The sequence below is a fragment of the Sphingomonas sp. Leaf25 genome, assembly GCF_001421635.1.
In the GTDB taxonomy this organism is placed as follows: domain Bacteria; phylum Pseudomonadota; class Alphaproteobacteria; order Sphingomonadales; family Sphingomonadaceae; genus Sphingomonas.
On the sequence record NZ_LMKU01000030.1, the window covers coordinates 43119 to 56540 of the forward strand.

Here is a 13422-nt window from a genome sequence, read left to right on the forward strand (position 1 = left end):
AGAGGGGAGCAGGTTACGACGGCGTTTCGGTGGATGTCGATCCGGCCTGGCGGCTCCTGCCGCGCGCTATCACAGGGAGATCCCAGCCTTCGCCGGGATGACGTTTGGTTCGGCGGGGAGAGACCCGCCCTCAGCGCAGCGCGCGGACCGCCGGGGTGTCCATGCAGGCGGGCACCGCGCGCCAGTCGACCGCTGGCGGCGCGACGACCTGTGGCGGGGCCGGTACGAATGCGATCGGCGGGATGCCGACCGGTCGGCCGATCGGGACCGCGCCGAAGCTGGCGCCGTAGCTGCCGGGCTCGCCTTCGCCGCCACAGGCTTTCGCGGCGGTGAGCAGGCGCGGCGGCGTCGCCCAACCTTCGTAGGACAGGCGGAACGTGCCCCAGTGGATCGCCATGCCGCGCCACGCGCCGAGCCGGTTGAAGACGCGCAGGGCATCGACCGGCCCGATATGCGCGCCGCTCGCCATCTGCCCCGGCTGGAACCGGAACGCGCCGATCGGGATGAGGGCGAGGCGGAAGGGGCCGAGCGCGCGTGCCTCCTCCACCCAGCCGCCGTCGCCGAGGCCGGTATCGCCCGCGAAGAACAGGTTGCCGCCGGGCAGGTCGACGGTGAACGCCGACCACAAGGCGCGGTTGCGGTCGGCGAACCAGCGGCTGCCCCAGTGGTGGTTGCGCACGACATGCACGGTCGCCCCGCCGAGGCGCGCCGCCTGTCGCCAGTCGAGCGCGATCGCGTCGATCCCGGCGCTGCGCAGGATCGCGTCGTTGCCGAGGCTAGTGACGATCGTCGGCCGGTCGCGTCGCCACAGCGCGGTCAGCGTCGTGAGGTCGAGGTGGTCGTAGTGATTGTGGCTGAGGAGGATCAGGTCGATCTTTGGCAGGTCGGCGAGCGCGATGCCCGGTGCCGCCACCCGTTTCGGGCCGAAACCGAACGGACCGGCGCGTTCGCTCCACACCGGATCGGTCAGGATGTTGAGGCGCGGCGTCTGCACCAGCGCGCTGGCATGGCCGATCCACGTGACGCGCATCGGCGTGCGCGCCGGATCGCGTGCCGGCAGCGTCGTGGGTGGCAGCAGTTCGGTGGGACTGGCGGGTGTGACCGGAACCGATGCCGGCCATGGCGGCCGCCCGTCGCTGCCGCTCGCCTGTCGCCACAGGAAGCCGGCCCGTCCGCCCGGCCCCGACGGATGGGTGGTATCGTCGACATCGGGGTTGAAGAAGCGTGCGCCGTCGAAATGGTCGCTGGTCGCGCCGCGATAATAGAGCCGGTCGAGGAAGCGCGGAACGATCACCGCCGCGAGGCAGAGGATTGCCGTGACCCACACCAGTCCCCAGCCGATGATCCGCGCGATCCGTTTCATGTGCCGCTCAACGCCATTCCCCCGCGAACGATGCGTAGTGCCAAAATACTTCGCATATGCGAAACGATTTCAGCGTGAACCGCGTTCAGGGGGCAATGGCGCATTTCGACCTCCCTCCCCCGCCCCCCGGCCTGCTCGACGATGCCGGCCTGTTCCTCGATTTCGACGGCACGCTGGTCGAACTGGTCGACCGGCCGGAGGCGATCGTCGTCGGCGATACGCTCCGCGCGTTGTTGCGGCGCGCGGCGGCGCGGCTGGAAGGGCGGGTCGCGATCGTCAGCGGCCGGTCGATCGCCCAGATCGACGGCTTTCTGGGCGAGACGATCCACGACTTCGCGGTGGCGGGCAGCCATGGCGCCGAAATCCGCCCGGCGGGCGGGCAGACGACCGTACCCGAGCGCCCGGCGAGCCTGACTGCCGCCGAGCGCGCCTTCGCCGGGGCGATGGGTGACGATCCGCGCATCGTGATCGAGGTCAAGACGCTGGGCGTCGCGATCCATTACCGCGCGGCACCTGAGCGCGAACAGGAAGCGCATGCGCTGGTCGAAGCGTTCGCCGCGCGTGACGGCCTGACCGTGCAGCCGGGCAAGATGATGATCGAACTGCGCCTCGACGGCCATGACAAGGGCAGCGCCATCGCGACCTTGTGCGAGGGCGCACCGTTCGCCGGCCATGCGCCGGTGTTCGTCGGCGACGACCTGACCGACGAACCCGGCATGGTGGTGGCGGCGCATCACGGCGGCGCGGGCATATTGATCGGGCCGATGCGCGACACCGCCGCGCGCTACCGCGTCGACTCAGTCGATGCCTTTCTTGAGTGGCTGGAGAACACCCTATGACCGCGACGATGGACCTCTGGCCGATCGGCAATTGCCAGGTATCGGCACTGGTCGACCGCAACGGACGGTTCGTGTGGGGCTGCCTGCCGCGCGTCGACGGCGATCCGGCGTTCTCGTCGCTGCTCGACGACCGGCGGCGGGCATCGGACGGGGCCTATGGCTTCTGGGAGATCGACCTCGACGGCGTGGTCGAGACGCGGCAATGCTATATCCGCAACACGCCCGTGCTGGTGACGACGCATGAGGACGCGGCAGGCAATGCGATCGAGGTCGTCGACTTCTGCCCGCGCTTCAAGCGGCACGACCGGATGTACCGGCCGGTCGCCTTCTGCCGGATCGTCCGTCCGCTGAAAGGATCGCCCCGCATCCGCGTGCGGCTGCGCCCGTCGATCGACTGGGGCAGCGCGCAGGCACCGCGCACCCGGGGATCGAACCATATCCGCTACCTGCTCGACCAGGAGGCGATCCGCCTGTCGACCAGCGCGCCGGTCGGCTGGATCGAGGACGAGCGACTGTTTCGTGTCGAGCGCACGCTGCATTTCTTCCTCGGGCCGGACGAGAGTTTTTCGGACGAGTTGCCGTCGTCGGTCGAGCGGATGCTGAAGAACACCATCGACGAATGGCGGCATTGGGTGCGCGGCCTCGCCACCCCGGTCGAATGGCAGCAGGCGGTGATCCGCAGCGCGATCACGCTGAAACTGTGCCAGCATGAGGAAACCGGGGCGATCGTCGCGGCGCTGACCACCTCGATCCCCGAACATGCCGGGTCGCAGCGCAACTGGGACTATCGCTACTGCTGGATCCGCGACGCCTATTACACGGTGCAGGCGCTCAACCGGCTGGGCGCGCTCGACGTGCTGGAGGGGTATCTCGAATACCTCCGCAACATCGTCGACAATGCCGCCGACGGGCAGATCCAGCCGCTGTACGGCGTGGGCGGCGAGGCGACGCTGGTCGAGCGCGAGGCCGAAGGACTGGACGGCTATCGCGGCATGGGGCCGGTGCGCGTCGGCAATCAGGCGTATGAGCAGGTCCAGCACGACGCCTACGGCCAGATCATCCTGTCGAACGCACAGGGTTTCTTCGACCAGCGGCTGTTCCGCGTCGGCAAACAGGCCGATTTCGAGGCGCTGGAGCCGATCGGCGAACGGGCGTGGCAAGCGTACGACAAGCCCGACGCGGGGCTGTGGGAGTTGCGCACCAAGAGCCATGTCCATACGTACAGCGCGGCGATGTGCTGGGCCGCGTGCGACCGACTGGCTAATGTCGCGGGGACGCTGGGGTTGGACGAGCGCGAGGTGTTCTGGCGCGACCGGGCGACCGCGATGCGCACCAAGATCGAACGCGAGGCATGGCGGCCCGAGACGAACCGCATGTCGGCGACGTTCGGCGGCGACGACCTCGACGCCAGCATCATCCAGTTGCTCGACCTGCGCTTCCTCGAACCCGGCGATCCGCGCTTCCTCGGCACGCTGGAGGCGGTCGAACAGGGGCTGCGGCGCGGCAGCCACATGCTGCGCTATGCGACCGAGGATGATTTCGGCCTGCCCGAAACCGCGTTCAACGTCTGCACCTTCTGGCTGATCGAGGCGCTGCACGCCACCGGGCGCGACGACGATGCGCGCGAACTGCTGGAAGAGATGCTCGACCGGCGCACCCCGGCGGGGTTGCTGTCGGAGGACATCGACCCCGAAACCGGCGAATTATGGGGAAATTATCCCCAAACCTACTCGCTGGTCGGCCTCATCAATTCGGCCGTCCTGTTGAGCAAGTCATGGAACATGGTCCGATGAGCCGGTTGATCGTCATTTCCAACCGGGTGCAGGCGCCGCAGCCGGGCACCGGCGGCGGCGCGCAGGGCGGACTGGCGGTCGCGCTCAATGCCGCGCTGGCGGAGGAAGAGGGCATCTGGTTCGGCTGGTCGGGCGAGACGAGCGACAACCGCGACCTGCGGTTCCAGACCTATGGCGGCGTCACGTCCGCCGTCATGGATTTGTCCGAACAGGATGTGGAGGAATATTACGACGGCTATGCCAACCGGACGCTGTGGCCGCTGTTCCACTACCGGCTCGACCTGACCGAGTTCGAGCGCGATTTCCAGGGCGGGTACGAACGGGTCAACCGGGTGTTCGGCGAGCGCATCGGCCCGCATATCCAGCCCGACGATCTGGTGTGGGTTCACGATTATCACATGATCCCGCTCGGCTGGGTGTTGCGCCAGCAGGGCGTGACCAACCGCATCGGCTTCTTCCTCCACATCCCGTGGCCGCCGCGCCGGCTGCTGACCGCGCTGCCCGATCACCGCCGCATGGTCGAGGCGCTGTTCGCCTATGACGTGGTGGGGTTCCAGAACGAGGAGTGGCTCGACAGCTTCTTCAACTATGTCCGCGAGGAGATGGGCGGGTCGATCGACGGCAATCAGGTGACGGTCGGCGGGCGCACGATCTGCGCGATCAGTTGCCCGATCGGGATCGAGGCCAAGGACTTCATGGCCGGCGCGAACGGCCCGGTCGCCAAGGCGGCACAGCTCAACCAGTTGGAAAGCGCGGTCGGGCGCAGCCTGATCGTCGGGGTCGACCGGCTGGATTACAGCAAGGGGCTGCCCGAACGCTTCGCGGGCTATGAACGGTTTCTCCAGAACCATCCCGACCGGCGCGCGCTGGTCTATCTGCTTCAGATCGCGCCGCCGTCGCGCACCGCGGTGCAGACGTATCGCGACATCCGCAATAGCCTCGAACAGATGTCGGGGCGGATCAACGGCGCCTATGCCGATACCGACTGGGTGCCGATCCGCTACGTCAACAAGGGCTATCCGCGCGAGGTGCTGGCCGGCATCTACCGCGCGGCGCGGATCGGACTCGTCACCCCGTTGCGCGACGGGATGAACCTCGTCGCCAAGGAATATGTCGCGGCGCAGGACCCGCGCGATCCGGGCGTGCTGGTGCTGTCGCGCTTCGCGGGCGCGGCGCAGCAACTGGCGTGCGGTGCGATCATGGTGAACCCGTACAGCGCCGAGGACATGGCCGACGCGATCGACAAGGCGCTGCGCATGCCACGCGCCGAGCGGATCGAGCGCTGGCAGCGGATGGTCGACAATGTCGTCGAGGAGGACGTGATCTGGTGGCGCAAGCGCTTCCTCGACGCGCTGACCGAGGAACGGGTGGCGGCATAGGCGGCATTGCCCGTCAGGGGTGGCGAAGGCGGACGCCAGCCTTTATGGAACGGGCATGACAGCCCGGATCATCGACGGAAAAGCCTTCGCCGCCACCCTTCGCGAGAAGGTGGCGACCCATGCCGCCGCGTTTGCCGCGCGCGCCGGGCGACCGGCGGGCCTCGCGGTGGTGCTGGTGGGGGAGGATGCCGCCTCGGCGGTCTATGTCCGCTCGAAGGGCAAGGCGACGCACGCGGCGGGGATGGCCGGGTTCGAGCATCGCCTGTCCGCCAATGTGTCGCAGGATGAACTGATCGCGCTGGTCGAGGCGCTGAACGTCGATCCTGCGGTCGACGGCATCCTCGTGCAACTGCCGCTGCCCGGCCACCTCGACACCGATGCGGTGCTGCTGGCGATCGACCCCGACAAGGATGTCGACGGGTTCCATCCGGTCAATGCCGGGCGGCTGGCGACAGGCCTGCCCGGCATGGTGCCCTGCACCCCCTATGGCTGCCTGTTGCTGCTCCGGGACGTGCTGGGCGACCTGAGCGGCAAGGACGCGGTGGTGATCGGCCGGTCGACTATCGTCGGCAAGCCGATGGCCGCGCTGCTGACCGCCGAGAGTTGCACCGTCACCCTCGCCCATTCGCGCACGAAGGACCTGATGGGCCATGTCGGGCGCGCCGACATCGTCGTCGCGGCGGTCGGCCGGGCGAATTTCGTGAAGGGCGAATGGCTGAAACCCGGCGCGACCGTGATCGACGTCGGCATCAACCGCACCGCCGACGGGCTGGTCGGCGATGTCGACTATGCCGGCGCGCTCAGCGTCGCGGGCGCGATCACCCCGGTGCCCGGCGGCGTCGGACCGATGACGATCGCCTGCCTGTTGCGCAACACGCTGGTCGCGGCGCACCGCCGCGCGGGGCTGCCGTTCGACGACGCGACGTTATGATCGAGCTGTTCGTCTCGTCGCTCGTCACCTTCTTCGTGGTGATCGATCCGCCGGGCTGCGCGCCGATCTATGCCGGTCTGACCAAGGGCGCGTCGGTCGTGCAGCGCCGGGCGATGGCGATCCGCGCGACCGCCATCGCCACGCTGATCCTGCTGGTATTCGCGCTGTTCGGACAGGCGTTGCTCAAGGCGCTGGGCATCAGCCTCGACAGCTTCCGCATCGCCGGCGGTATCATGCTGTTCCTGATCGCGCTCGACATGGTGTTCGAGCGCCGCACCCAGCGCCGCGAGGACCGTGCGCGCGAGATCATCGACACCCCCGAAGTGGAGGACGTGTCGATCTTTCCGATGGCGATGCCGATGATCGCCGGGCCAGGATCGATCGCCTCGGTGATGCTGCTGATGAGCCAGGTCGGCGACTGGGCCGCGCGCGGCGTGGTGCTGGGCGCGCTGGCGGCGATCCTGGCGCTGACGCTGGCGGCGCTCCTGGCGGCAGGGCCGATCATGCAATTGCTCGGCGCGCGGATCGAGGCGGTGATTACCCGGCTGCTCGGCGTGTTGCTGGCGGCACTGGCCGCGCAGTTCGTGATCGACGGGTTGCGGGCGAGTTTTCTGTGATATTGCCGGTCCAGGGCAGCAAGATTTTGAAGTAGTTGAAGATTACATACGTATTGCTTTAACAGACTCTCGGTTTCACTGTTGCATTACCGTTACACCCGAAACGAAAAACCGTCACTTTCCCGAAGCATTACGCCTCCACTGTTTACACTGCGGTGAATTGCGCTCGATACTCTTGCCCGCAGGCCGGTTCCGACGAACCCGGCGTGACGGACAGGCCCGATCAGGGTCGGTATAAAGGGGCGCTAATGATGATGTCTTCGATGCTGCGTGCTTCGCTACGCAACGGCACCGCCTTTTCGGCGATCGTTCTGGCCGGTCTGGGCACCGCTCCGGCATTCGCGCAGACGACCGAAACCGCTGCGGAAACACAGCCGGCGGCGGACGGAACGACCGGAACCGACGAAACCATCGTCGTCACCGGATCGCGCATCGCCCGCCCGGAAATCGATTCGCCGGTTCCCGTGACCACCGTCGACCGTGCGCAGCTCCTCCAGCGCGCCGCGCCGAACGTGTCGGACATCCTGAACGAACTGCCGCAGGTCGCGATCGGTTCGACCCGCACCAACACCAACTTCCTGACGTCGGGCACCGGCGTGTCGACCGTCAACCTGCGCGCGCTGGGATCGAACCGCACGCTGGTGCTGGTCAACGGTCGCCGCTTCGTCGGCGGGTTCGGCGGCGATACCGCGGTCGATCTCAACAACATCCCGGTCGACTTCCTCGACCGCATCGACAACGTCACCGGCGGTTCGTCGGCGGTGTACGGGTCGGACGCGATCGCGGGCGTCGTCAACTTCATCCTGCGGGACAGCTTCGAAGGGCTGCAGGTCCGCGCGCAGGGCGGCATCACCGAACAGGGCGACAATGGCCGCTATTTCGTCAGCGTCACCGGTGGCACCAAATGGGGTGCCGACGATCGCGGCAACGCGCTGCTCAACTTCTCCTACGACCGCGACAACGGCCTGAAATCCGCCGACCGCGCGATCTCGTCGCAGGATTGTTTCGGCGCGGTGTGCGGGCCGGGCTCCTACAGTTCGTTCGCGCCGCAAGGGCAGTTCCAGCTAATCTCTCCGACCTCGCCGCAAGGCGTAGGCCGCGTCCTGCCTGGCGGGGTGTCGAACTTCTCCTACCGGCCGGATGGGTCGCTGGCACTGCTCGGCGGCTATCAGTCGGGCGAGTTCGGTTTTAACCGCAACGGCCTGCGCCGTATCGCGGTGCCGCTCGAGCGCTATCTCGCCAGCGGTATCTTCAACTACGAGATTACCGACAACGTTCAGGCCTATACGGAAGTGACCTACGCCCGGACGAGCTCGAACGCCTCGCTCGAGCCTTTCGCGCTGGCGAATACCGACGTCTATGCCTCGGGTGGCATTCCGATCACGAATGCGTTCCTCCCGACATCGGTCGCGCAGGCGATCGCCGCCGCCAACTCGGACGCCAACCCAAACAACAACGTAACGTCGATCGGCTTCCGCCGTCGCCAGAATGACGTGTTCGACCGCAGCAACCGGGCCGAGCGCAACACCTGGCGCGCGGTCGCGGGCGTGCGCGGCGACCTCAGCTCGACGTGGAACTACGACGTCAGCTATGTCTACGGCCATCTGAACGATTTCAACTCGAGCCAGGACATCGACACCGCACGCTATCGCCAGTCGCTCGATTCGATTCGCGTCGGCACCGGCAACGTCGTCGGCACCGACATCGTCTGCCGCGACGCCGAGGCGCGCGCCAACGGCTGTATCCCGATCAACCTGTTCGGTCGCGGCACCGCCGATCCGCGCGCAGCCGCCTATGTCCAGGCCGTCGTTCCGAAGTCGGAGGACATCACCAACGAACAGCATGTCGTCACCGCGACACTGGCATCGTCGTCGCTGTTCGATCTGGGCGCGGGTGGCGTCGGCCTCGCCGTCGGGGTCGAATATCGTTATGAATCGGTGTTCGACGACCTCGACACGCTGACCAACACCGGCGGCAATTCGGGCAACCAGATTCCCGATCTCAGCGGATCGCAGGACGTTCGCGAAGTCTTCGGCGAAGTGAACGTGCCGTTGCTGTCCGACCGGGGGCTGTTCCAGTATCTTGGGGTCAACGGCGCGGTACGTTACTCCGACTATTCGACGATCGGCGGCGTGCTGAGCTGGAACGCCGGTGCCGAATGGGAACCGTTCGACGGCTTCCGCCTGCGCGGTCGTTATGCGGTCGCCAACCGTGCGCCGAACAACTCCGAGCTGTTCAGCGCGCCGTCGGAAACCTTTGCCGGCGTCACCGACCCCTGCGACGGCATCACCCGCACCTCGACCGGCGGCACCGATGCGGCATGCCGTGCGATCCCGGCGATCGCCGCCTATTTCGCCGCCAACCCGAACGGCACCTTCGCCTACACGCCTGCCGATGCACAAAGCATCAACGGCTTCGTCGGCGGCAACCGTAACCTGCAGGAAGAAACCGCCAAGACGATCACCGGCGGCTTCACCTACACCCCGTCGTTCGTGCGCGGCTTCCAGTTCACCGCCGATTATTTCGACATTCAGGTGGAGAACGCGATCGCCACGCTCGACCGGTCGGACACGATCGAAAAGTGCCTGCAGACCAGCGACGCGATCTATTGCAACAACGTCTTCCGCTATGGCCAGACCGGCTATCTCCAGACGGTCAACGCGCAGCTCATCAACATCGCCGGCTTCAAGGTGCGCGGCATCGACGTCGGCGTGCGCTACTCGACCGGTCTCGGCCTGAGCGCCGAGGATCGCTTCAGCCTCGTCGCCAACTATACCTATCTGCTCGACTACAAGACGCAGACCGACCCGGCGACGCCCGAGGAAGAGTTCGCCGGCACGTTCGGCAACGGTTTCTCGACCCACAAGCTGAACGCGCGCGCGACCTATACCACCAACGGCACCGGGTTTAGCTGGCAGACGACGTTCCTGAGCGGCGGTCCGTTCATCCGCAACGCCTTCATCAGCAACGATCCGGCGGTGCTCGCGCTTAACGACGTCAAGGATTACTGGCTGCACAACATCCAGATCAGCCAGGACGTCAGCGACAAGTTCACCTTCTTCTTCAACGTCGACAATCTGTTCAATACCAAGCCGCAGTATCTGCCGGGCTCGCCGTACGGCACGCCGACCGGCCTCGAAACCTCGGCCGACTTCGACCTGTTCGGACGGCGTTACACGGCGGGTGCCCGCTTCCGCTTCTGATCCGATCGCGGCGATCATGCCGGGGGGCGCTTCCATTGCGGAAGCGCCCCCTTTTTTTCGTGCTTCAACAAGGCGATACCGCGTTGTAACCGTCTGTTGCTGTTTGGTTACACACGTTATCAAAAGCGACTCAATAACGTTATACGTATTTACTGAACCCGGAACGCGCTCGATACCGCTGCCGTTGATGACGTGCCTAGGGAGGCCGTCTGCCAACGATACCGTCCGATACGGACCAGTGAAGGGGTTCATCGACCGATGATTTCTACCATGCTGCGCGCAAGCCTGCGCACCGGCGCCGCCGGATCGGCGCTCGCCATCGGCCTGCTGGCGTTGCCCGCGGCTGCCCAGACGACGACGCCGACCAACGATCCGACCGCGCTCCAGGCCCCCGCGCCTGCCGAGGCGCAGGATCAGGAAATCGTCGTCACCGGATCGATCCTGCGCACCACCGCACGCGAAACCCCGTCGCCGGTCACTGTGCTGACCGCCGAATCGTTCGAACAGCGCGGCATCACGACCACGCAGGACGCGATCCAGCAGCTTACGTCGAACAACGGCCCGGCGCTGACCAACTCGTTCACCGCCAACGGCGCGTTCGGCGCGGGCGCGTCGGCGGTGTCGCTGCGCGGTCTGTCGACCAGCTCGACGCTGGTGCTGTTCGATGGCCTGCGCGCCGCTTACTATCCGCTGTCGGATGACGGCACGCGCAACTTCGTCGATCTGAACACCATCCCCGACGACATCGTCGAGCGGGTCGAGGTGCTGCGCGATGGTGCATCGTCGAGCTACGGCGCCGACGCGATCGCCGGCGTGGTCAACATCATCACCAAGCGCGAATACAAGGGCGTCGGTGGCCGTGCCGAAGCCGGTATTTCCGAGCGCGGCGATGCCGCCAACTATCGCCTGAGCCTGACCGCCGGCACCGGCGACCTGTCCGAGAATGGCTACAACGCCTATATCAGCGGCTTCTACTTCCGCTCGGAAGGCGTGATGAACCGCGAGCGCGGCTATCCCTACAACACCGACGATCTGCGCGGCGTCTGCAACGACGGGCTGTGCGGCCCGAACAACGTGCTGAACGGGCTGAACGCGGCGGGTGGTTTCCGCAACGGCGGCTTCTCGCTCAACACCAGCAACTTCTATGTCCAGCCGGTCGACCCGTCGAACACGACCACGCTCGGCCGGTTCCAGAAGCTGAACCCGACCCTCGCCTGCGATCGCGGCTCGGCCTATAACCTGACCGCCGCCGAACTGCTCGGCAGCAGCAACCTGAACGCGCCGACCACGGTCTGCTCGCAGGACGTGACGCAGGAATTCGGCAACATCACCCCGAACATCGAACGCTTCGGCGGTTCGGCGCGCGGCACCTTCCAGGTCGGCGACAATGCCGAAGCCTATGCGATGGTGAACTTCCAGCAGAGCACGGTGAACTACACCGGCCTGCCCGCCACCATTCGCGGCAACGCGCCGGCCGGCATTCTCTTCCCGCAGTACTCGACCGCCGCCGGTGGTGGTGCCTTTGCCGCCGGATCGGCCGCGCTGGTCCTGCCGGTCTTCGTCTGCGCGACGGGCGTCAACTGCGCCACCGCCGCCGACCGTCGCCTGAACCCGAATAACCCGTTCGCCGGCGTTGGCCAGCTTGCCCGCATCGGCGGTCGCCTGCCCGACATCCAGGAATATAACGAGACGCGCAGCCGCGTGTATCGTGCAGCTCTGGGCATCAACGGCACATTCAGCGACGACTGGAACTACTCGGTCAACGCGACCGCGATGCACACCGACCTGCGTCGCTCGTCGAGCGGCTATGTCTATATCGCGAACCTGCTCAGCTCGATCGCCACGGGGTCGTACAACTTCGTCAACCCGTCGCAGAACAGTCAGGCGGTGCGCGACTTCATCGCGCCCGACAACATCACCGACTCGTCGTCGGATCTGTACCAGGCCGAAGCCACGATCGGTCGCGAGCTGTTCCAATTGCCGGGCGGTCCGCTCCAGCTCGGCGTCGGCGTCGCGATCCGCTACGAAGCGATCGAGGCCCCCAGCGCCAACCCCGACACCAACGGCCCGACGCAGCGCTATTTCCGCCTGAACGCCTTCGGCACCGAGGGCGACCGCACGGTCTATTCGGCCTTCGCCGAGTTGAACGCGCCGGTATTCGAGCAGCTCGACGTCAACCTGTCGGGTCGCTACGACAAATACAGCAGCGGGCAGGACGCCTTCTCGCCGAAGATCGGTGCGAAGTTCACCCCGATCCCGCAGTTGGCGATCCGCGGCACCTATTCGCGCGGGTTCCGCATCCCGTCGTTCGCAGAAGCCAACGCGCTGCCGACGACCGGCTATGTCACGATCCAGCCGAACACCCTGCCGGCCAGCTTCCGCGCGCAATATGGCGCGGCCTGCGCCACCACGCCGACGTCGTGCCCGACGTATCTGACCACCTATTCGCTGGGTCAGACGACGCTGGCCTCGCCGGACCTGCAGCCCGAGAAGTCGCGCAGCTTCACCGGCGGCATCATCCTCGAACCGATCCGGGCGATCACGATCACGGTCGATTACTATAACATCAAGAAGACCGGCGCGATCACCTCGGCCGACAATACCGATGCGATCGCCGCTTACTATGCCGGCCAAGGTCAGCTCCCGGGCTTCAACGTCATCGCCGACGCGCCCGATCCCAACTTCCCGACCGCGCTGCCGCGTATCGCCTTCGTGCAGTCGCAGCTCGTCAATTCGGACACGATCCGTTCGGAAGGGATCGACGCGGCGGTCACGGGCCGGTTCGACCTCGCCGATGGGGTGCGCTTCACCACGGCGGCGACCGCCAGCTACATCATCGACCTGTCGACGACCTTCGCCACCGGTGAGACGCAGCGCTATGCCGGCACGCTCGGCAACTTCAACCTGACCGCCGGCAACGGCACGCCACGCTGGCGCGCGTCGTGGCAGAACACGATCGACACCGACACCTTCTCGGTGACGGGCGTCGCCAACCTGTTCGGCGGCTATGATCTGTCGGCCGAGGACCAGGGCGATACCGCGGGCGACTGCGGCCAGAACCCGGGCTATGTCGAATGCCACATCGCGCCGTACATCACGGTCGACGGCACCGCGACGTTCAAGGTGAACGACAAGTTCAACTTCTACGTCAACGTGCTGAACATCCTCGACGACATGCCGCCGCTCGACCCCGTCACCTATGGCGCGCACCTGTACAATGCGGTGCAGGGCGGCAACGGGATCATCGGTCGCGCCTACCGCGCCGGCGTGAAGTTCAACCTGTAACGAACCGGTCTT

Annotated in this window: 8 protein-coding genes; 7 read left to right on the plus strand and 1 reads right to left on the minus strand. The window is 66.4% G+C overall.

What is annotated here, in order from left to right:
• Positions 1–130: 130 nt before the first annotated feature.
• Positions 131–1363, minus strand: coding sequence for an MBL fold metallo-hydrolase (locus tag ASE78_RS14080; protein ID WP_056497992.1), 1233 nt, complete (start codon positions 1361–1363; stop codon positions 131–133).
• A gap of 74 nt (positions 1364–1437) precedes the next feature.
• Between ASE78_RS14080 and otsB the strand changes: the two genes are divergently transcribed.
• The 7 genes from otsB (at position 1438) to ASE78_RS14115 (ending at position 13410) form a co-directional block, all read left to right on the plus strand.
• Positions 1438–2202 (plus strand): trehalose-phosphatase, encoded by a 765-nt coding sequence (gene otsB / locus ASE78_RS14085; protein ID WP_235515079.1) that lies wholly within the window; start codon positions 1438–1440, stop codon positions 2200–2202.
• Complete coding sequence (locus tag ASE78_RS14090; protein ID WP_056497994.1) at positions 2199–3995, plus strand: glycoside hydrolase family 15 protein; 1797 nt, start codon at positions 2199–2201, stop codon at positions 3993–3995. Before otsB ends, ASE78_RS14090 begins: the two co-directional genes overlap by 4 nt.
• Complete coding sequence (locus ASE78_RS14095) at positions 3992–5374, plus strand: alpha,alpha-trehalose-phosphate synthase (UDP-forming) (protein ID WP_056498154.1); 1383 nt, start codon at positions 3992–3994, stop codon at positions 5372–5374. Before ASE78_RS14090 ends, ASE78_RS14095 begins: the two co-directional genes overlap by 4 nt.
• Before the next feature lie 55 nt (positions 5375–5429).
• Positions 5430–6305: a bifunctional methylenetetrahydrofolate dehydrogenase/methenyltetrahydrofolate cyclohydrolase FolD gene (folD, locus tag ASE78_RS14100; protein ID WP_056498157.1), complete on the plus strand. Its 876-nt coding sequence runs from the start codon at positions 5430–5432 to the stop codon at positions 6303–6305.
• Complete coding sequence (locus tag ASE78_RS14105; protein ID WP_056497995.1) at positions 6302–6922, plus strand: MarC family protein; 621 nt, start codon at positions 6302–6304, stop codon at positions 6920–6922. Before folD ends, ASE78_RS14105 begins: the two co-directional genes overlap by 4 nt.
• Before the next feature lie 248 nt (positions 6923–7170).
• Positions 7171–10125 (plus strand): TonB-dependent receptor plug domain-containing protein, encoded by a 2955-nt coding sequence (locus tag ASE78_RS14110; RefSeq protein ID WP_056497996.1) that lies wholly within the window; start codon positions 7171–7173, stop codon positions 10123–10125.
• A 258-nt stretch (positions 10126–10383) separates the two neighbouring features.
• Entirely contained in the window at positions 10384–13410 is a 3027-nt protein-coding gene (locus tag ASE78_RS14115) for a TonB-dependent receptor plug domain-containing protein (protein WP_156351512.1), read from the plus strand.
• Positions 13411–13422 lie beyond the last annotated feature (12 nt).